A 19,724-nucleotide genomic window follows, 5' to 3' on the forward strand; every position below is an offset into this window, starting at 1 on the left:
AGACATGCTTGAATCGAATGGGGAGTGGTCGTCCTGGCAGAGCTGGCGTTCTCGGCGGGAGATCTGGCGCGGGTGCGGTTCGCGGTCTCGCCGATGTGGGAGGTCGCGCCCAGCTTCCGACTGCTGAGGGCGGGCATCGCGCATCCGATCCACCGGCCCTGGGTCGAGCAGGTGCGGCCGCGTCTGGTGGCCGCCGGGCTGGACCGGGGCTGGCTGGCCGAGCTGATCCCGATCCCGTCTATCGGCTATGTCCCCGACTTCCTCAACCCCGCCCCCGCCGGACCGACCCCCGCACCGGGAGAGGAGTGGGACGCGATCCGGGCCTCCCTTGCCGAGCGGGTCCGCCAGGACCTCGACCACCTGGCCCGCCATCAGGGAACCCTCGGCCCCCGACTGCGCACCCTGCACGCCGACCCGCCCGGTCGCCTAGCCAAGGTCATTGAAGAGATCGAAACCTACTGGGAGTTGGCGCTCGCCCCCTACTGGGCGCGCATCCGGGCAGTTCTGGACGCGGACATCCTCTACCGCGCCCGCCTGGCCGCCGAGCACGGCGCGGGCCGCCTCCTCAACGACCTGCACACATCCGTGAGCTGGGACGACAACGCGCTGCGGATGACCGGACGAAAGCAGCCGCTGACCCGCACGACGGCGGGCCCGGGACTGCTACTGATCCCCTCGGTTTTCACCGGACCAGGACTGCGCACCCGAACGACGCCCCCGGGTCCACCGCAGCTCGCCTACCCGGCGCGCGGTACCGGCTCGCTCTGGCAGGCCCGGCCCGCTCCCCGGACCGATACTCTCTCCGCCGTACTCGGCCGCTCGCGGGCCCTACTTCTGGCCGAACTGGAGACCCCGGCCTCCACCACCCAGTTGGCCCACCGCACCGGACTCTCCCCGGCCGGGGTATCCCAATACCTCACCGCGCTACGCAAAGCCGGCCTGGTCAGCGCTCACCGCGTCGGCCGCTCCGTCCTCTACGCCCGCACCACCGCAGCCGAAACCCTCCTTCAACCCGCCTCCACCTGACCTCACGTCAACCCCCGAAGGACTTCGAACGCCGACCACTAAGCCACTTCGGTAGTAACCAGGGGCTGAGTGGCGCCCACATGGATCGGGACGCGAGCCCCGCCCGAACTGGAACTTCGCGAGCTTCGCCGACCCCGGCACCTCGAACAACCACGCCCTTGCGGCCGTCGCCGGACGCGAGGGCCAGGAGCGGGGTGGGGAGTCAACGCCGGGGGAGCAGCCGCCCTCCCTTCGTGAGGGAGTAGGTCCGGCCCGCCAGGGGGCCGTTGGCGGGGAGGCGGGGGTCGTAGTGGACGTCGTTCCCGTTTCCCGTGATGTTCTCGACGGCCCCGCCTTTGACCGCCGCACCGGTGAGCTCGGTGAGCGTGGAATCGTCGGTCACGTTCCATCCGCTGGAGCGGCCGAGCGCGAGTGCAGCCCTGGAGATCCGCCCGGTGAGCCTCGCGCGGGCGCGCAGTTCGACCGACGCCACGCTGGTCTTGTCGGTGACGACGTCGCCGGTGAGACCGGTGCCCTCCACCACGAGGGTCGCCCGCCCGAGCCGGGTGGCGTCGAGCAGCCGCCCGGTGTTCTGGACCCGGGCGCCCCTCTTCACGGTGATCGTCGCCGTCGTGCCGGTCACCAGGAACGTCGCGCCGTTGTCGGCCACCAGCCTCCCGCCGTCCACGGTCAGCAGGCCCGGCCCCTGGTGCCGGCCGCCGAGCCGGTACAGCCGGGCGCCGATCGCGCCCCGTACGAGACAGTCCTTCATGGAGATCGAGCTCGCCCCGTCGACCACGACTCCCTCACCCTGCGTGGCAACGAGGCGAGCCCCGGTGCACGTGACGGTGCCCATGCTGTACGCGCCCGGGGACAGGCGGCCGGACGTGGACAGCTCGCCGCCTATCACGGTGACGACCCCGCCCCCTCGGGCGGCCGTCACCGCGGCGGAGTGGGCGCCCGATGTCGTGACCTTCACCCTCGCGAGGGTGGCTTTCGCCCTGTCCGCCGCCACCGCGCCGTGCGAATTGTCGCCGGACGTCTCGATCGTGCCCCCGGTCATCGAGACCGAGGAGGTCTCACCGTAGGCGAAGAGGCCGCTCGCGCCCTGGCCGTCGGTCGTCACCGAGCCGCCCTTGATGACGACGGCCCCGGCCGACTGGGCCAGGACCGCGGCGTTGACGCCGAAGAAGCCGCTCTCGCTGTTCGACGGGGAGTCGCCGCTCTTGTCGATCTGCGGATTGCTCATGGTGAGCTTGCCCGAGTTGGAGACGAGGATCGCGGACTGGTTGACGCCGTCGGCCGCGTAACTGCTGTCCGACCTGGTCACCGCCACCCGGTCGACGGTGAATTTCCCCGTGGCCGTGTACTGGCGCGGCGTCATCGGCGGACGCGGCGAGGACACAAATACGGACGGGGATCCCGACGGGGTGGGGGCGGCGACCGGCGGCCTGCCGTCGCCGCCCGAGGTGGCCTGGCAGCCGGCCGCCATGAGCGACACGGCCACCACGCGAGCCATGACCACCCGTCCCACGGTCCCTCCCCCTCTCAGGGGGGTTACTGTCCGTAATCATCTGTGGCCATGCGCCCGCCGCCCATCGATGATGGGGGATAACCGACTTCTGCCGGAAGATGCCTCACCAGCCGTTCCTCACAGCCACGTCAGGCGACCAGCAGTTCGGCGCCGCCTTCGCAACGGAGGGGGACTTCTGGGCGGCCACCGTCCGGCAGCGGGTGGACAACCTGGAAGCCGCGCTGCCCTTCTACGAGAAGCTGACCGGCCAGAACGCCTCCCGGGACGCCGTTGACCGGATCGTTCCGGTACGGGGCCAGATCGGGCCTGCCAGTCCGGCGTCGGCGCTGGTCAGAATAGGGGGCATGAACCGAGCGCTGATCGTGATCGATGTCCAGGAGTCCTTCCGTGCCCGCCCGATCTGGGCGCAGATCGCCAACCCGGAGATCGCGGAGCCGGTCAACCGGCTGGTCCGCCTCGCCCGCGCCAACGGCGACCTGGTGGTCTGGGTGCTGCATGTGGAGCCTGGCAGCGGGGACGTGTTCGACCCGGACCTGGGGCACGTGCGCCTGCTCGACGCGCTGGAGCAGCCGAAGCCCGGCGAGCCGGTACTGTACAAGACTTCTCACAACGCCTTCACCACCACCAACCTGCAACAGCTGCTGACCGAGGCGGGCGTACGTGAGCTGCTGGTCTGCGGGATCCGCACGGAGCAGTGCGTGGAGACCACCACCCGCGTAGGCAGCGACCTCGGCTACCGGATGGTCTTCGTCACCGACGCCACCACGACGAATCCGATCGGTGAGCTCGGCGCCGCCACGATCATCGAGCGTACGGAGGCGGTCCTCCGCGACCGGTTCGCCCGGATCGCCACGGTGGCCGAGCTGGAGGCAGAGCAGGGAGCGTCCGCGGCGTGAGCCAGGTCGTCTTCGTCCTGCTGCCCGGAGTCCACCTGCTCGACCTGGCCGGACCGGCCCAGGTCTTCAGTACGGCGGCGGACTTCGGGCAGCCCTACCGGCTCAGCTACGTCGCCGAGCGGGAGCAGGTGTGCAGCGCCCAGGGCTTGCCGCTGGCCGCGCACACCCGGTGGCCGGAGCTGGGCCCCGACGATCTGGTCGTGGTGCCGGGCTGGCGGGCGCCCACACTGCGTGGCGGGCCGGAGCTTGGTCCGGCCACGCTGGAACGGCTGCGCGCGCACCACGCCGCCGGGGGCACCGTCGCCAGCGTCTGCGCAGGAGCTGAGGCGCTGGGCCAGGCGGGGCTGCTGGACGGGCGCCGGTGCACCACGCACCACCACCTCCAGGACGAGCTGGCGGCCCGCCATCCCCGGGCGATCGTGGCCCGGGACGTGCTGTTCACCACCGACGACCGGGTGGTGACCTCGGCGGGCATCGCCAGCGGCATCGACCTGGCGCTGCACCTGCTGGCCGTCCGGCACGGGCCGGCGCTCGCCGCCCAGGTGGCGCGGGACATGGTCGTCTACGCCCGGCGCAACGGCCACGAGCCGCAAGCCAGTGCCATGCTGCGGCACCGCTCCCACCTGGACGACACCGTCCACCGCGTCCAGGACCTCATCGACGCCCGATTCGCCGAACCACTCTCGCTCGCATACCTGGCCGCTCACGTGGGCGTGAGCGAACGCACCCTGACCCGGCTGTTCAGCCACGCCACCGGCGGGCTCACCCCGCTGCGTTACCAGCAGACGCTCCGACTGGAACGCGCCGAGCACCTGGTCAGCCACGGCACGACAGTGGAGACCGCAGCCCGCGAGGTGGGCTTCGAGGATGCCCGGATGCTGCGCCGCCTCCGGGCCCGAGCCCCTTCCTGACTGCGGCCGCGAAGTCCCGAGTGGCAAGATGGAACAGGTGTGAGAGTGCTCCGGTGCCGTGTCATGGGCAGGCAGGCGGCCGCGAGAAAACCCGTCCCGGGGTCAGAGTCCCAACCAGTAGACGGCGGCCTGAGCCCTGCTCTGCAGCCCGAGCTTGGCGAGGACCCGGCTGACGTGAGTCTTCGCGGTCGCCTCCGCCATGCCGAGCGACCGGGCGATCTCGGCGTTGGACAGTCCCCGGCCCAGACCGGCCAGCACCTCGCGTTCCCGAGGGGTCAGCGACTCCAGCGCCGCCGGATCACCGGCCGGAGTCCCGGAGAACGCGGCGATCAGCTTGCGCGTGACGGACGGCGAGATCAGTCCCTCCCCGCGGGCGACCAGCCGGACGGCCGCGACGAGAGAATCCGCATCGGTGCTCTTCAGCAGGAACCCCGCCGCCCCGGCCCGCAACGCCCCGAAGACGTACTCGTCGAGGTCGAAGGTCGTCAGGATGAGCACGTCCGCCACGCCGGCCAGCTCGCGGGTGGCCGAGATCCCGTCCAGGAGGGGCATCCGCACGTCCATCAGGACGACGTCCGGGCGCAGCCGCACCGCCATGTCCACCGCCGACCGCCCGTCGCCGGCCTCGCCGACCACCTCGATGTCGAACGCGCCCTCCAGGATGAGGACGAGCCCCGCCCGCACCGCCGCATGATCGTCGGCCACCAGCACCCGGATCACGACAACTCCCCATCCCTGAGCGAATTACTCGGCTTACTCGGCGTCCCTTCACCCGGCTCCGCCGTCCGCGTGCGCGCAGGCGGCCAGGACAGACCGGACGGTTCGCCCGAATCCGTCGGCAGCTCCACCCGCACCCGCCAGCCGCTCTCGTACGGCCCGGCCTCGAACCGCCCGCCGAGCAGCGTGGCGCGCTCCCGCATCCCGACCAGACCGGCACCCGCCCCGGGCAGCCCGGAGGGACGGTCGCCGACGTCACTCAGCACGGTGAGCGAGACGAGGTCCGGCCGGTAGTCGACGAGCACCCGGGCGCCCCGGTCGGTGCCGTGCTTGAGCACGTTCGTGAACGACTCCTGCAGGATGCGGTAACCCGCGAGGTCCACGGCTGCGGGCAGATCACGCGGTGTCCCGCGTACGGACAGCTCCACCGGGAAGCCAGTCCGCTCGATCAACGCCTTCACATCCGACAGCCGGTGCCGCCTGGCCTCGATCTCCTCGCCGTCCTGCCTGAGGAAGCCGATCATCGTGCGCATCTCCGCCATTCCCTGGACGCTGTTCTCCCTGATCGACTCCACGATCTTCCGCGTGGCCGCCGCGTCCAGATCGGCGCGGGCGAGCATCGCGCTCGACTGGATGGCGATCGCGCTGAAATGGTTGGCGATCATGTCGTGCAGCTCACGGGCCATCCGGGTGCGCTCAGCGGACACGGCGGCCTGCCGGTCGAGCTCCGCCAGGTGGGCCATCTGATCGGCCCGGGCCCGCTCGGCCACGGCCTGATCCCGATGCTGGCGTACGACGATCGCCGTCGTGACCGGGACGACTCCCACCAGGGCCGCCTGGATCCCTACGACGGTCAGCACCCGCCAGTCCTGGATCGCCAGGCCGGTGAGCGCGCCGAGCACGACCGCCCCGACCGAGGTGATCCACAGCATGATCCGCCCGAGCGGCCGCGGCCCGTACAGCACTCCGGCGTAGATGTTGTCCGTGACGATCAGCACGGTCCCCAGCGAGGGGCCGAGCAGGACGTCCCCGATGAGCGCGACACCGCCCAGCACCAGCGCCAGGACGGGCGCCCGCCTGCGGAGCACCACTCCCAGGCACGTCACGGCCAGAGGGAGCACGAAAAGCGCCGCCACCGCACCCCTGTGCGTGTAGGCCCCTCCCGCGAGCAGGACCAGGCCCGCGGCGAACGCGGCGGCCGCCAGCGCCACGTCCTGCCTGGTGGGGGTCATCATCTCCCCATCCCACCATGACCTTCGACCCCACCGGTCCCCCTCGGGCACGGCCCCGGCGTACATCGAAGGATGTAGGACCGTTCATCATCGCCGACGACGCCGCCCACATCCCCGACGGCCCAGGCTGGAACGCGGAGGTGGTGAGCAGGTGCTCGCGGTGATCATTGGATGCGAAGTGGGCTTCTGGGTGTTCCTGGCCCTGGGACTCCTGGCACGTTATGCGCTGCGTATGCGTCGGACCGGCGCGACGCTGCTGCTGGCCGTTCCGCTGCTGGATCTCATCCTGCTCGTGGCCACGGTGGTCGACATCCGCGGGGGCGCTGTCGCCACCTGGCAGCACGGGCTCGCCGCCGCCTACCTGGGGTTCTCCGTGATGTTCGGCCACCGGACCATCAAGTGGGCCGACGCCTGGTTCTCCCACCGCTTCGCCGGTGGACCCCGCCCGTGGAAGCCTCCGGCGGGCGGGATGGCCCGGGCCCGCTACGAGTGGGGCATATGGCTGCGCATCGCCGCCGCGTACGGCATCACCTGCGCCCTGCTGCTCGCGATGATCCGGCTGATCGGCGATCCGGCGCGCACGGAGGCGCTGTCGCAGTTCATGCTGGGCACGGCCAAGGTGCCGCTGTTCGCCCTGCTGTGGCCGGTGAGCTACACCATCTGGCCCAAGAAGGTCACTCCCGGCCAGTAATCCCTCCTGAGGGACGGGACAAGGCGTTCCTCACGAGCGGCTGATGCCCGATCGTCCGGCTGTGTCCGTGCTCGCTGTGTCCGTGGTCCCCGTGTCCGGGCTCACCGCGTCAAGGGCGGCCGCCACCGCGGCCTGGCCGAAGCTGATGCCCCCATCGTTGGGCGGTACGCGGCGATGGGTCAGGACCCGGAAACCACGCCCCTCCAGCGCCCTGACGAGCCGGCCCAGCAGGAGCCCGTTCTGGAAGACACCACCCGACAACGCCACGGTGCCGACCCCGCACCCTGGCCCAGGACCCGGACGGGAATCCGCCGCGCCGCCTCGGCCGGAACCCTGGCCGGCGCCGTCGCGTACCAGCACGCACACGGCGACGGTGGCGGCGACGAGCCCGTTGTGGAACCGCGCCGAGACCACCGCCGGATCCACCCCGTCAAGCAAGTCGCGGACGACCCCGCGGACGAGGTCGTCGCCCCTGATCACCAGGGGAGCGGCGTCCTCGACCTGGACCGGGTACGCGCCCTTTTCCGCCGGGTCGGCCAGCCGCTCCAGCGCGACCGCGGCCTGCCCCTCGTAGGTGACGCTGTCACGTATCCCGCACACCGCCGCCACGGCGTCGAACAGCCGCCCGACACTGGAGGTGAGCGGGGAGTTCACCCCCGACCGGGCCACCGCCACCACCTTGTCCCATCGGGAGGCGTTCCTGGCCCATACCGCGAGCCCCTCCGGCGGCGCACCATCGAAGGCGGCGTCCAGATGAGCCGCCGCCATCCGCCACGGCTGCCTGACCGCCGCCGCGCCACCCGGCATCGGCACCGCCGCCAGGTGTCCGGCGCGGGTGAACCCGGCCAGGTCGGCGACCAGCACCTCGCCGCCCCACAACGTGCCGTCGGCACCGTATCCGGTGCCGTCGAAAGCCACCCCGATCACCGGCCCCGCTTCCCCCGCGTCGGCCAGGCAGGACGCGATGTGCGCGTGGTGATGCTGGACCGCGACCAGATCCACCCCGCACAGGCCCAGCGCGTATTTCGTCGACAGGTACTCCGGGTGAGCGTCGTACGCCACCAGACGCGGCGCCACGTCGAACAGCCGCCGAAAATGTGCGACCCCATCGGTGAACGAGCGCAACGTCTCATAGTTCTCCAGGTCACCGATGTGCGGCGACAGGAATGCGTGCTCGCCCTTGGCCAGGCAGAAGGTGCTCTTCACCTCCGCGCCGCACGCGAGCACCGCACGCCGTGCCGTCAGGGGGAGCCGCAGCGGCCCCGGCGCGAACCCCCGCGATCGGCGCACCGGGATCTCCCGGCCACCGGCGAGCACGATCACCGAATCCTCCGCGCGCGCGTGGATCTCCCGATCGTGCGTCAGGAAGACGTCCACCAGCCCGCCCAGCCGGTCCACCGCGTCACCGTCCCGGTACGCGATGGGCTCATCGGAGACGTTCCCACTGGTCAGCACGTACGGCCGAGCCAGCTCCCGGGCGAGCAGATGATGAAGCGGCGTGTAGGGGAGCATGATCCCCAGGCGGTCCTCACCCGGCGCCACCTCGACGGCGACAGCGTCCACCTCACCCGCGCCCATCCCGTCCAGGCCCACCCCGGTCCGGTCGATCCCATGCGGATCCACCACAGCCGCCCGGCGCGGCAGGACCACGATCGGGCGGGCGGCGCCGGTGAGCAGCCGCTCGGCGTCCGGGCCGACCTCGCACAACCTCCTCGCGGCGGCCAGATCGGCCACCATGACCGCGAACGGCTTGTCCTCCCGGTGCTTACGCGACCGCAACACGCGCACGGCCGCCGCATCCGTCGCATCCACCGCGAGGTGGTAACCCCCCAGCCCCTTGACCGCCACGACGCCTCCCGACCGCAGCACCGCGACCGCCTGCCGGAGGGGATCACCCTCCACCGCACGCCCATGGCGGTCCAGCAGCCGCAGAGCCGGGCCGCAGTCCAGGCAGCAGACAGGCTGGGCGTGAAACCTGCGGTCGTACGGATCGCGGTACTCGGCCGCGCACGCGTCGCACATCGGGAAGGACGCCATCGTCGTGGTCCGCCGGTCGTACGGCACGTCCCTGACGATCGTGAACCGGGGCCCGCAGTTCGTGCAGTTCACGAACGGATGCCGATAGCGGCGGCAGGCCGGATCGAACAGCTCAGACAGGCAGTCCGCGCACGTCGCCACATCGGGGGAGATCAGCGTCGCCCGCCCGCCGCCCCGGCTGCCCGCGATGTCGAACCCCCGCCCGCCTCGCTCGCCGAGCACGGGGATCACGGTCGCCGAGATCCGGTCGATCACCGCGAGCGGCGGCGCCTGGCTGGGCAGATCACGCTGGAACCGCGCGATGTCCTCCGCCGCGCCCTCCGCCTCGATGAACACGCCCTCGCCGTCGTTGCCGACCCACCCCGACAGCGCCAGCCGACGCGCCAGGGAGTGCACATAGGGCCGGAAACCCACTCCCTGCACGATCCCCTCGACCCGGATCCTGACCCGCGCCGGCTCGTCCGTACGGTCCCCGCTGCTCACACGGCCATCCTCGCCACCCGCGCCGCACGCGGCCCGAGCCGCCACGCCCGCACAGCGGACCAGGCCACGGCCCGTGAGCAGACCTTTACCCCGGCCGGTCGCCACGGTCCGTCTCCGCCGGAACGACCGAACGTAGCCTGACGGCCACGCGGAACAACGGAGCGTCCACATGTCTGTCGCAACCACGATGCAGCTCGCCCTCCGGAACGCCTTCATCCAACGGGACTCCCCGGGCCACGCGCTCGCACGGGACTCGGCGCGGATCGCCCGGGCCTGCCAGGACATGGCGGACCGCTTCCGGCGCGGCGGAAAGCTGATCGTCTTCGGCAACGGCGGCGGGGGCGCCGACGCCGCGCACATCGCCGTCGAGTTCATGCACCCCGTCATCGTGGGCAAGCGAGCCCTGCCCGCCGTGGCACTGAGCAACGATGCCCCCACGATGACCGCGATCGGCGCCCGTGAGGGCCTCGCCGAGAGCTTCGCCCATCAGCTCGCCAGCTGGGCCACCCCGTCCGACATCGCCCTCGGCGTCTCCCGGGACGGCCGCTGCGCGAACGTGCTGCGCGGCCTTCGCGCCGCCCACGACCTCGGGTTGCTCACCGTCGCCCTGCTCGGCGACACCGAACCCGCCGAACCCGCCGAGACCGCCGAACCCGTCGAGACCGTCGAGACCGTCGCCGACCACGTCCTGCTCGCCCGCACCGCCGACCCGGCCGTGGTCAAGGAGATCCACGTCACCACCTACCACCTGCTGTGGGAGCTGGCGCACCTGTTCCTGGAACACCCCCCCGCCAACCGCGCTGACACCCTCCCCACCGGCACCCGTACCGACGGACGCGCCGGCGACCAGGAGAGCGACCCGGCCGACGTACCCGCCCGCGACTCGGCGCAGTGCTCCGATGACGCCTGCGTCACCTGCTCCGACCAGGCCGCACCGGCCACGGTCGTCCGGCTCCTGCACAGCGGCCTGGCCCTCGCCGAGACCGCAACCGGCACGGGAGAGATCAGCACGGAGGAGATCAGCGTCGCCCTGGTCGACGCCTCGGTCGGCGACACCGTACTCACCCACGCCGGAGAGGCCATCGCCGTCATCATGAAGGGAGCCCACCGTGGCCGTCCTTGACGAACCACCGTCGGAGGAGATGCGAGGGCTGTACCCCTTCCTCTATCCCGACCAGGCCCGCCTGGAGTCCGTACTCGCCGAAGTCCAACGCTCCACCGAGGCCAAGGCCGCCGAGATCGTACGGCTACGCCGCCAGGTGGCCGAGCTCGACGGCGACCGGCTCATCGTCTGCGCCCAGGAGATGGCCACCCGCTTCGCCTCCGGAGGACGGCTGTTCACCTTCGGCAACGGGGGAAGCAGCACCGACGCCCAGGAGGTCGCCACCGCCTTCCTCCACCCCGCGGGCCCCGGCCGGCCGCTGCCCGCGCTCTCGCTCACCAGCGACATCGCCGTCGTCACCGCCCTGTCCAACGACGTCGGCTTCGACGTGGTCTTCGCCCGCCAACTCGCCGCCCTGGGCCGTCCGGGCGACATCGCCCTCGGCCTGTCCACCAGCGGCGGCTCCGCCAACGTCGTCCAGGCGTTCCGCGAAGCCTCCCGCCTGGGCATGCTCACCGTCGGCCTGGCCGGCGACCGCGGCGGCAAGCTCACCGAGCTCGGCCTGCTCGACCACCTCTTCATCGTGCCGTCAGCGTCCGTGCACCGCATCCAGGAGGCGCAGACCACGCTCTACCACGTGCTGTGGGAACTCACCCAGCACGCGCTCGGCACCTCGTTGCCCGCGAGCACCACCTGATCAAGAGGACCTGACCGGAAATTTCCCGATCAGTGCACGGCGCCCCCGCACACCCGGGAATGACTACGCACAGTAATCAATCCATTCGTCCCGGAACGGGGTGACCCATCGTGCACGAATTCGGGATCGCCGAAGCGATACTCGACGCCGTCGAGAAACGCGCCGCGGGCCGGACCGTACGGCACGCCCGCGTCCGCGCCGGCGCCCTCCTGCGCATCACCGAACCCGCGATCAGCCAGGCGTTCGCCATGGTCTCCGCCGGCTCACCCGCCGAAGGCGCGCACCTCGAACTCGTCATCGTCCCGGCCAGGCACACCTGCCGCACCTGCCGGCTCGTCTCCATGTCCGACGACGCCTACGCCACCTGCGCGGGCTGCGGCGGCATCGACATCGTCACCGACGGCGGCGACGAGCTCATCCTCGAATCCATCCAGACGGCGGAGGCCACCAATGTGCCTGGGAATCCCCGGCGAGATAGCGGAGATCCTGTCGGACCCTCCTGAGCTCGCCATGGTCGACGTCAGCGGCGTACGACGCGCGATCAACATCGGCCTGCTCGAAGACGAGGACCTCGCGCCGGGCGACTGGGTCCTCATCCACGTCGGCTTCGCCCTGTCCAAGATCGACGAAGTGGAGGCCGCCGCCGCGCTCGACTTCCTCAAGAGCATCGGCGAGCCGTACGAGGACGAGATCGCCGCCCTCCGCGAATCCACGATCGAACAGGGGTGACATCCGATGCGTTTCGTCGACGAGTACCGCGACGCCGGGCAGGCCCGCGCCCTGGCCGCACAGATGGCCGCCCTCTGCCGCCCCGGCCGCGCCTACAAGCTCATGGAGGTCTGCGGCGGCCACACCCACACCATCTACAAACACGGCCTCGAGGACTACCTCCCCGACGCCGTCACCCTGATCCACGGCCCCGGCTGCCCCGTCTGCGTCATCCCCATGGGACGGCTCGACGACGCCATCCATATCGCCGAGCAGCCCGACGTCATCATGACCTCCTTCGGCGACATGATGCGCGTCCCCGGAGGACGTGGCTCCTTCCTCGACGCCAAGGCACGCGGCGCCGACATCCGCATGGTCTACTCGCCCCTCGACGCCCTCAAGATCGCCCGCCAGAACCCCCGCAAACGCGTCGTCTTCATGGCCATCGGCTTCGAGACCACCGCACCCTCGACCGCCATGACCGTCCTACGCGCCGAGACCGAAGGGATCCACAACTTCTCGGTCTTCTGCAACCACGTCACGATCATCCCGGCGATCAAGGCCATCCTCGACTCACCCGACCTGCACCTGGACGGCTTCATCGGCCCCGGCCACGTCTCCGCCGTCATCGGCTGCCGGCCGTACGAGTTCATCGCCCACACCTACGGCAAGCCGCTGGTCGTCACCGGGTTCGAACCCCTCGACGTGCTGCGCGCCGTCTACCAGATCCTCACCCAGCTCGCCGAGGGCCGCAGCCAGGTCGAGAACCAGTACGCCCGCGTCGTCCCCTGGAACGGCAACGCCAAGGCCCTCAACGTCATCAGCCGCGTCATGGAGTTGCGCCCCTACTTCGAATGGCGCGGCCTCGGATCCATCTCCCACTCGGCGCTCAAGATGACCGAGAAATACGCTGCCTACGACGCCGAACGGATCTTCCAGATCCCCGGCGTACGCGTGGCCGACCCGAAGGCCTGCCAATGCGGCGAGGTCCTCAAAGGCGTGCTCAAGCCGTGGGAGTGCAAGGTCTTCGGCACCGCCTGCACCCCGGAGACCCCCATCGGCACCTGCATGGTCTCCTCCGAGGGCGCCTGCGCCGCCTACTACAACTTCGGCCGCTTCTCCCGGGAACGCGTCAAGGAGGCGACCCGCCGGTGACCACCGAACACACCAGGACGACCACCCCGGAACCCGGCGAGCAACCCGGGGGAGAGGCCACCGCCCTCTGGGCCGAGACCGCCGTACGCGAGGCCGCGGCACAGGAGGCCACCGTACAGGAGGCCGCCGTACGCGAGGCCGGCCACCTGCACCGCCCGTCCCGCGAGGACCAGGTACTGGAACGGATCGAACGCGCCCGCCGCGGCAAGGCCCGCATCAGAGAGGACCTCGTCACCCTCGCGCACGGCGCCGGAGGCAAGGCCACCCACACCCTCATCGAAGCCGTGTTCCTGGAATCGTTCCGCAACCCCCTCCTGGAACCCCTCGGCGACGGAGCCGTCATCGGCGACCTCGCCCTCACCACCGACTCCTTCGTCGTCAAGCCACTGTTCTTCCCCGGCGGCGACATCGGCGACCTCGCCGTCAACGGCACCGTCAACGACCTCGCCATGTGCGGCGCCACCCCTCGCTACCTGTCCGCCGGATTCATCCTCGAAGAAGGCTTCCCCATCGCGGACCTGCGCCGCATCACCGCATCCATGGCCGCCGCCGCCCAGGCCGCCGGCGTCTGGATCGTCACCGGCGACACCAAGGTCGTCGAGAACGGCAAGGCAGACGGCTGCTACATCACCACCGCCGGAGTCGGCACTCTCAACCGGAACACCGCGCTCAGCGCCACCGCCGTCACCCCCGGAGACGCCGTCATCGTCTCCGGCCCCATCGGCGAGCACGGCATGACCATCATGCTCGCCCGCGGCGAACTCGACCTCGAAGCCCACCTCACCTCCGACACCGCCCCCCTCCACGACCTCACCGCCCGACTGCTGTCCGCCTGCGACCGTGCCGATGACGGCCCTGCTCACGGCGCTGCTCACGGCGCTGTCCGCTGCCTGCGCGACGCCACGCGCGGGGGAGTGGCCACCGTACTCAACGAGATCGCCACCGCCTCACAGGTCTCCATCGTCCTGGACGAGAACGCGATCCCCGTCCACCCCGCCGTACGCGGAGCGTGCGAGCTCCTGGGCATCGACCCGCTCTACGTCGCGTGCGAAGGCCGCATGGTCGCCGTCGTCGCCGCCGACCACGCCGACGCGGCCCTGAACGCCCTGCGCGCCCACCCGCTCGGCTCCGACGCCGCGATCATCGGAAGGGCCGGCGACGACCCGCCCGGCCTCGTCCTGCTGAAGACCTGCTTCGGCGGCACCCGCATCGTCGACCTCCTCGTCGGAGACCCGCTCCCGCGCATCTGCTGACCCCGAGCCCACCACGAGATCACTGTTCACCTCTGATTCGACCCACGTGCGGATACCGATCGCGTACGGTCAACGTTCCCTGCGCAAGATCGTCTACGGCGGCCGTCGCCGGCCTCCCCCCACCATCCGGCACGATCCAGGAGAAACGATGAAGAACATCCGACTCGCGCTCGCCACCGCGATGACCGTGGGCATCGCCGGCATCGCGGTCAGCACCCTCGCCACCCCCGCCCTGGCCGTTTCCGGCGGCGGCTGCAACGGAAGCGCCGTACGAGCCTGCGTCAGTGTGAACAATCTCAAGAACGTTGTGGCTGACGGCTACCTCAACACAGTTCCCTCCGGCTGCTCCCGTACCTCTGTCAGCGTGCGCAGCAACGGCAGCACCGTCCAGAGCACCGGCGGCGGCTGCTCCCTGGGCCGTATCACCGCCGTGTCGACGCCGTACATCGCCGGCCGCACCTACACGTCGATGGTCCGGGTGTTCAACAAGAGCGGCGGCATCATCACCGAGGTCATCAGCCCCAACCAGTACTGATCCGTCATCCGCCGGCACCCCGGGGCCGCGGGGTGCCGGCCGCCCATACGGCACAAGCACAGGGACACGCAGAAGATCACCGCGCCCGTGAGACGCTCGAATTATGGGCACCAGACAAATGCGGGCCGCCTACGTAACCGAACTCGGCCCCGCAGAGCGGATCCACGTGGGCGAGCTCCCCGTACCGCAACCCGGCCCCACCGACGTGCTCATCCAGGTCGAAACCGTGGCCGCCAACCACGTCGACACGTTCATCCGCTCCGGGCTCTACCACACGCCCACCCCCTTCCCGTTCGTCATCGGGCGGGACCTCGTCGGCACCATCACCGAGACCGGCCCCGGCGTCACCGCGTTCGCCCCAGGCGACCGGGCGTGGTGCAACAGCCTGGGCCACGGCGGCCGCCAGGGCTCCTTCTCGCAATACGCCGTCACACCCGCCGACCGCCTCTACCCCCTCCCACCCGGCATCGACCCCGTCACAGCCGTCGCCGCGCTCCACCCCGCCGCCACGGCCTACCTCGGACTCTTCCGCGAAGCCCGGATCCACCCCGGCGAGACCGTCGTCATCGGCGGCGGAGCGGGCGCCGTCGGCTCCTGCGCCATCACCATGGCAGCCGCAGCCGGAGCCCGCGTCATCGCCACCGCCCGGCCCGACGACGAGGAACGATGCCACGAACTCGGCGCCACCGAGGTCATCGACTACCGCACCCCGCACCTGCTCACCCGGCTCGGCAAGGCCGCCCCCGACGGCATCGACCTCTACTGGGACACCTCCGGACACCACGACATCCCCGGAGTGACCCCGCTCCTCGCCCACGGCGGCCGCATCCTGCTCACCGCCGGCATCTCCGCACGCACCGAACTCCCCGTCGGATCGCTCTACACCAGGGACGCGCGGCTGCTCGGATTCGCGATCTCCAACGCGACCACCGCCGACCTGGCCGCCGCGGCCGCACTCGTCAACCGGCTACTGGCCGCCGGCCGCCTGCGCGTACGCCTCGGCGAGGTCCTACCCCTGGACCAGGCCGCCGAGGCGCACCGCATGCTGGAGGACGGCCAGACCTCCGGCCGCATCGTCCTCCGCCCCTGAGCCGCCCGACCGTCACCGCCGAGTCCCGGGGCGCTCCCCGGGATCGCCGTAACCGCCGCCCCCGGGCGTCTCGATCACCAGCAGGTCGCCCGGCCGTACGTCGACCGAATCGAATCCGGCGAGGCGGACGACGGCGCCGTCCGCCCGGAGCACCCGATTCACGCCGAGCGCGCCGGGCGACCCACCCGCCATCCCATACGGCGGCACACGGCGGTGGCTGGACAGGGTGCTCACCGTCATCGCCTCACGGAACCGGATGTGACGGACGACGCCATCCCCGCCCCGCCACCGTCCGACGCCGCCGCTGCCGCGCCGGACGGCGAACCGCTCGACCAGCACAGGGAAGCGCCACTCCAACACCTCCGGGTCGGTCAGCCTGGAATTCGTCATGTGGGTCTGCACCGCAGACGCCCCGTCGAACCCGTCACCCGCCCCGGATCCGGAGGCGACGGTCTCGTAGTACTGGTGCCGTTCGTTGCCGAAGCTGACATTGTTCATCGTCCCGGACCCCTCGGCCTGAACGCGCAGCGCGGCGTAGATCGCTCCGGTGATCGCCTGTGACGTCTCGACGTTGCCGGCGACGACCGGGGCGGGGTACACCGGCGCCAGCATCGAGCCCTCGGGCACCACGACCCGCAGCGGGCGCAGGCAACCGTCGTTCAGCGGGATGTCGTCGGCCACCAACGTCCGGAAGACGTACAGCACGGCCGCCCTGACCACCGCCGACGGCGCGTTGACGTTCGTCTCCTGCTGCGGCGAGGTGCCGGTGAAGTCGATCGTCGCCGAACAGCTCACGCGATCCACGGCGACCCGTACCGAGATGACCGCTCCGGAGTCGGTCTCGTAGCGGTAATCACCCTCCGGGAGCGCGTCGACGACCTGGCGCACCGCGTTCTCGGCGTTGTCCTGCACGTGCCGCATGTACGCCTGCACCACATCGAGGCCAAAGTGGCCGATCATCTTGCCGACCTCCTCGATGCCCTTGGCGTTCGCGGCGATCTGCGCGCGCAGGTCCGCCAGGTTGACCGCCGGGGCACGGGATGGGTACGGCGCCTCGGTGAGCAGCCGCCACGTCTCGTGCTCCCGGAAGGAGCCGTGCTCGGCGAGCAGCCATGTGTCGAACAGCACCCCCTCCTCCCACACCCTGCGACTGTTCGCCGGCATGGAGCCAGGAGTGAGCCCGCCGATCTCGGCATGGTGCCCCCGGGAGGCCACGAAGAACAGGATCTCCGGGGGAGTGCCGCCGAAGACGGGGGTGATCACTGTGATGTCGGGCAGGTGGGTGCCGCCGTGGTACGGATCGTTGATCGCGTAGACGTCGCCAGGCTTCAGCGCAGAGCCCCGGCGCCGCACGACCTCCTTCACACTCGCCCCCATCGATCCGAGATGCACCGGAATGTGCGGGGCGTTGGCGATCAGATCGCCGTCCGGGTCGAACAGCGCGCAGGAGAAGTCCTGCCGCTCGCGGATGTTCACCGACTGGGCGGTCGCTCCCAGCCGGGCACCCATCTGCTCGGCGATCGACATGAAGAGGTTGTTGAAGATCTCCAGCAGCACCGGGTCGACCTCGGTCGTGGCGCGTGAGAAGTCCCCGCCGGACCGGACCCGCTCCATGAGCAGATGCCCGCAGCGCATCACCGACGCCCGCCAGCCCTCGTCCACCAGCGTCGTCGCGTTCGCCTCAGCCACGATCGCCGGGCCATCCACCACGTCGCCGGGGCACAGGCGCTCCCGCCGGTGCAACGGCACCTCATGCCACCGCCCGCCGGTGTGGAGCCGCACCGTCACCGGCGGCGCCACTCCCGCCGGAGGGTCACCGAGAACGGACAGGTCCTGCTGCTCGGACAGCCCGGCCGCCTCGACCGTGACCGCCTCGGCGATCAGCGGCCGGTCCATCAGAAACGAGTACGTCCGCAGGTGCCCGGCCTCGAAAGCGCTCACCATCGCTTCCAAGCCGGCCAGGTCAACCGGGACCGCCGTGTCGGTGCCGTCGTAGCGCAGTTGCACTCGCCGGGTCACCCGGATCCGCTCGGCCGGGATCCGCTCGTCCAGCAACTCCCGGCGCGCGGCCGCCTCCAGCGTGTCCGCCACGCGGGCCAGCCGGCCCAACACCGCCGGTTCCAGGCGCGCCTCCACCGACTGCTCCCGCATCACGGTGGTGTCGGCGAGGCCGATGCCGAGCGCCGACAGCACCCCGGCCATCGGCGGCACCAGCACGACACGGATGCCGAGCGAATCGGCCACCGCGCACGCGTGCTGCCCGCCCGCGCCCCCGAACGTCGTGAGCGCGTACTCCGTGACGTCGTGTCCCTTCTGCACCGAGATTCGCTTGACCGCATTGGCGATGTTCGCGACCGCCACCCGCAGGTACCCCTCGGCGACCTGCTCCGGGCTGCGATCGTCAGCCGTCCGGCGGCGGATGTCCTCGGCGAGTTCGGCGAACCGCCGCCGCACAACATCCGCGTCCAGTGGCAGGTTGCCCTCCGGGCCGAACACACGCGGGAAGCAGGCGGGCTGGATTCGGCCGAGCATGACGTTGGCGTCGGTGACCGTGAGCGGCCCGCCGTTGCGGTAGCAGGCCGGACCGGGGACGGCTCCCGCCGAGTCAGGCCCGACCCTGTACCGTCCACCGTCGAAGCGCAGGATCGACCCGCCGCCCGCCGCCACCGTGTGAATGTCGATCATCGGCGCGCGCAGCCGAACACCGGCCACAGTGGTGGAGAAGACCCGCTCGTACGCTCCGGCGTAGTGGGACACGTCGGTCGAGGTGCCCCCCATATCAAAGCCGATCACCTTGTCGAAGCCGGCCAGCCGCGACATGCGGGCCATGCCGACGATCCCGCCGGCCGGGCCGGACAGGATCGCGTCCTTCCCACGGAAGTGCCCCGCCTCCGCCAGACCGCCGTTCGACTGCATGAACATCAGCCGCACGCCCGGCAGTTGCCGCGCCACCGCCCCCACGTAGCGGTCGAGCACCGGCGACAGGTACGCGTCGACCACGGTGGTGTCACCGCGCGGCACCAGCTTCATCAGGGGACTGACCTCGCTGGAACACGAGACCTGGTCGAAGCCGATCTCCCGGGCCAGCCTCCCGATCTCCCGCTCGTGCGCCGGGTGCAGGTGGCTGTGCAGGCAGACCACGGCCACCGCGCGGATGCCCTCCTCGCGCAGGCGCCGCAACGCCGGCGCGAGCCGTGCGAGGTCGGGCGTGCGCAGCACCGTGCCGTCGGCGGTGATCCGCTCGTCCACCTCGACCACCTGCTCGTACAGCATCTCCGGCAGCACGATGTGCCGGTCGAAGATCCTCGGGCGGTTCTGATAGCCGATGCGCAGCGCGTCTCCGAACCCCTCGGTGATGACCAGCGCCGTACGCTCGCCCGTGCGCTCCAGGAGCGCGTTGGTGGCCACTGTGGTCCCCATCCGGACCGTGTCGATGAGTTCGACCGAGATCAGCGCCGTGCCGGGGACGCCCAGCAGCGCCCGGATTCCCGCCACGGCCGCGTCCGGATAGCGCGCCGGGTTCTCCGACAGCAGCTTGTGCGTGACCAGCCGCCCGTCCGGGCGCCGTGCGACGACGTCCGTGAACGTGCCGCCCCGGTCGATCCAGAACTGCCAGCGTCCCTCAGCCATCGGGATCCCCCTCTCCGCGCCCCTGGACCACGCGGATACCCCTCCTCA

General features: G+C 71.0%; 17 protein-coding genes. 12 read left to right on the forward strand and 5 right to left on the reverse strand.

Annotated elements, in window-relative coordinates; translation table 11 throughout:
* The first annotated feature begins 24 nt into the window (after positions 1-24).
* On the forward strand, positions 25-1,026 hold the full coding sequence (locus QSK17_RS20205) for an ArsR/SmtB family transcription factor (protein ID WP_285706489.1): 1,002 nt from the start codon (positions 25-27) through the stop codon (positions 1,024-1,026).
* Between the two features lie 202 nt (positions 1,027-1,228).
* Here QSK17_RS20205 and QSK17_RS20210 read toward each other — a convergent pair whose 3' ends face one another.
* On the reverse strand, positions 1,229-2,539 hold the full coding sequence (locus QSK17_RS20210; RefSeq protein WP_285706490.1) for a hypothetical protein: 1,311 nt from the start codon (positions 2,537-2,539) through the stop codon (positions 1,229-1,231).
* A gap of 98 nt (positions 2,540-2,637) precedes the next feature.
* Between QSK17_RS20210 and QSK17_RS20215 the strand changes: the two genes are divergently transcribed.
* Together QSK17_RS20215 and QSK17_RS20220 are read left to right on the forward strand one after the other, a co-directional pair.
* Entirely contained in the window at positions 2,638-3,435 is a 798-nt protein-coding gene (locus QSK17_RS20215) for a cysteine hydrolase family protein (protein WP_285706492.1), read from the forward strand.
* A complete protein-coding gene (locus tag QSK17_RS20220) occupies positions 3,432-4,346 on the forward strand; it encodes a GlxA family transcriptional regulator (RefSeq protein ID WP_285706493.1) in 915 nt (304 codons plus the stop codon). The genes QSK17_RS20215 and QSK17_RS20220 overlap by 4 nt, the downstream gene beginning before the upstream one ends.
* 102 nt (positions 4,347-4,448) lie before the next feature.
* Here QSK17_RS20220 and QSK17_RS20225 read toward each other — a convergent pair whose 3' ends face one another.
* On the reverse strand, positions 4,449-5,066 hold the full coding sequence (locus QSK17_RS20225) for a response regulator (RefSeq protein ID WP_285706494.1): 618 nt from the start codon (positions 5,064-5,066) through the stop codon (positions 4,449-4,451).
* Positions 5,063-6,295, reverse strand: a complete 1,233-nt coding sequence (locus QSK17_RS20230) for a sensor histidine kinase (protein WP_285706495.1) — start codon at positions 6,293-6,295, stop codon at positions 5,063-5,065. The genes QSK17_RS20225 and QSK17_RS20230 overlap by 4 nt, the downstream gene beginning before the upstream one ends.
* Before the next feature lie 160 nt (positions 6,296-6,455).
* Here QSK17_RS20230 and QSK17_RS20235 point away from each other — a divergent pair, with 160 nt between their 5' ends.
* Positions 6,456-6,986 carry a hypothetical protein gene (locus QSK17_RS20235; RefSeq protein ID WP_285706496.1) on the forward strand — a complete coding sequence of 177 codons (531 nt, stop codon included), beginning with the start codon at positions 6,456-6,458 and terminating at the stop codon, positions 6,984-6,986.
* A gap of 30 nt (positions 6,987-7,016) precedes the next feature.
* Here QSK17_RS20235 and QSK17_RS20240 read toward each other — a convergent pair whose 3' ends face one another.
* Positions 7,017-9,506 (reverse strand): carbamoyltransferase HypF, encoded by a 2,490-nt coding sequence (locus QSK17_RS20240; protein WP_285706497.1) that lies wholly within the window; start codon positions 9,504-9,506, stop codon positions 7,017-7,019.
* Between the two features lie 169 nt (positions 9,507-9,675).
* Between QSK17_RS20240 and QSK17_RS20245 the strand changes: the two genes are divergently transcribed.
* From QSK17_RS20245 to QSK17_RS20280, 8 genes are all read left to right on the forward strand, one after another.
* On the forward strand, positions 9,676-10,629 hold the full coding sequence (locus QSK17_RS20245; protein WP_285706498.1) for an SIS domain-containing protein: 954 nt from the start codon (positions 9,676-9,678) through the stop codon (positions 10,627-10,629).
* Complete coding sequence (locus tag QSK17_RS20250; RefSeq protein WP_285706499.1) at positions 10,616-11,305, forward strand: D-sedoheptulose-7-phosphate isomerase; 690 nt, start codon at positions 10,616-10,618, stop codon at positions 11,303-11,305. Before QSK17_RS20245 ends, QSK17_RS20250 begins: the two co-directional genes overlap by 14 nt.
* 110 nt (positions 11,306-11,415) lie before the next feature.
* A complete protein-coding gene (locus tag QSK17_RS20255) occupies positions 11,416-11,808 on the forward strand; it encodes a hydrogenase maturation nickel metallochaperone HypA/HybF (protein WP_285706500.1) in 393 nt (130 codons plus the stop codon).
* Between the two features lie 7 nt (positions 11,809-11,815).
* Positions 11,816-12,034, forward strand: a complete 219-nt coding sequence (locus tag QSK17_RS20260) for a HypC/HybG/HupF family hydrogenase formation chaperone (RefSeq protein WP_285706501.1) — start codon at positions 11,816-11,818, stop codon at positions 12,032-12,034.
* Positions 12,035-12,040: 6 nt separating this feature from the next.
* Positions 12,041-13,168, forward strand: a complete 1,128-nt coding sequence (gene hypD / locus QSK17_RS20265; protein WP_285706502.1) for a hydrogenase formation protein HypD — start codon at positions 12,041-12,043, stop codon at positions 13,166-13,168.
* Complete coding sequence (gene hypE / locus QSK17_RS20270) at positions 13,165-14,421, forward strand: hydrogenase expression/formation protein HypE (RefSeq protein WP_285706503.1); 1,257 nt, start codon at positions 13,165-13,167, stop codon at positions 14,419-14,421. Before hypD ends, hypE begins: the two co-directional genes overlap by 4 nt.
* 148 nt (positions 14,422-14,569) lie before the next feature.
* Positions 14,570-14,956 (forward strand): hypothetical protein, encoded by a 387-nt coding sequence (locus tag QSK17_RS20275; protein WP_285706504.1) that lies wholly within the window; start codon positions 14,570-14,572, stop codon positions 14,954-14,956.
* Between the two features lie 103 nt (positions 14,957-15,059).
* Entirely contained in the window at positions 15,060-16,046 is a 987-nt protein-coding gene (locus QSK17_RS20280; protein ID WP_285706505.1) for an NADPH:quinone reductase, read from the forward strand.
* Between the two features lie 12 nt (positions 16,047-16,058).
* Here QSK17_RS20280 and QSK17_RS20285 read toward each other — a convergent pair whose 3' ends face one another.
* Complete coding sequence (locus QSK17_RS20285; RefSeq protein ID WP_285706506.1) at positions 16,059-19,676, reverse strand: hydantoinase B/oxoprolinase family protein; 3,618 nt, start codon at positions 19,674-19,676, stop codon at positions 16,059-16,061.
* Between the last annotated feature and the right edge of the window lie 48 nt (positions 19,677-19,724).

Origin of the sequence: Microtetraspora sp. NBRC 16547, assembly GCF_030268965.1 — a bacterium.
In the GTDB taxonomy this organism is placed as follows: Bacteria; Actinomycetota; Actinomycetes; order Streptosporangiales; family Streptosporangiaceae; genus Microtetraspora.

What these genes read in the sequence shown, in the direction of transcription:
- QSK17_RS20275 (WP_285706504.1), top strand. Translation starts at nt 14,570, where the DNA reads ATGAAGAACATCCGACTCGCGCTCGCCACCGCGATGACCGTGGGCATC.
- QSK17_RS20245 (WP_285706498.1), top strand. Translation starts at nt 9,676, where the DNA reads ATGTCTGTCGCAACCACGATGCAGCTCGCCCTCCGGAACGCCTTCATC.
- hypD (WP_285706502.1), top strand. Translation starts at nt 12,041, where the DNA reads ATGCGTTTCGTCGACGAGTACCGCGACGCCGGGCAGGCCCGCGCCCTG.
- QSK17_RS20280 (WP_285706505.1), top strand. Translation starts at nt 15,060, where the DNA reads ATGGGCACCAGACAAATGCGGGCCGCCTACGTAACCGAACTCGGCCCC.
- QSK17_RS20230 (WP_285706495.1), bottom strand. Translation starts at nt 6,295, where the DNA reads ATGACCCCCACCAGGCAGGACGTGGCGCTGGCGGCCGCCGCGTTCGCC.
- QSK17_RS20285 (WP_285706506.1), bottom strand. Translation starts at nt 19,676, where the DNA reads ATGGCTGAGGGACGCTGGCAGTTCTGGATCGACCGGGGCGGCACGTTC.
- QSK17_RS20215 (WP_285706492.1), top strand. Translation starts at nt 2,638, where the DNA reads ATGCCTCACCAGCCGTTCCTCACAGCCACGTCAGGCGACCAGCAGTTC.
- QSK17_RS20260 (WP_285706501.1), top strand. Translation starts at nt 11,816, where the DNA reads ATGGTCGACGTCAGCGGCGTACGACGCGCGATCAACATCGGCCTGCTC.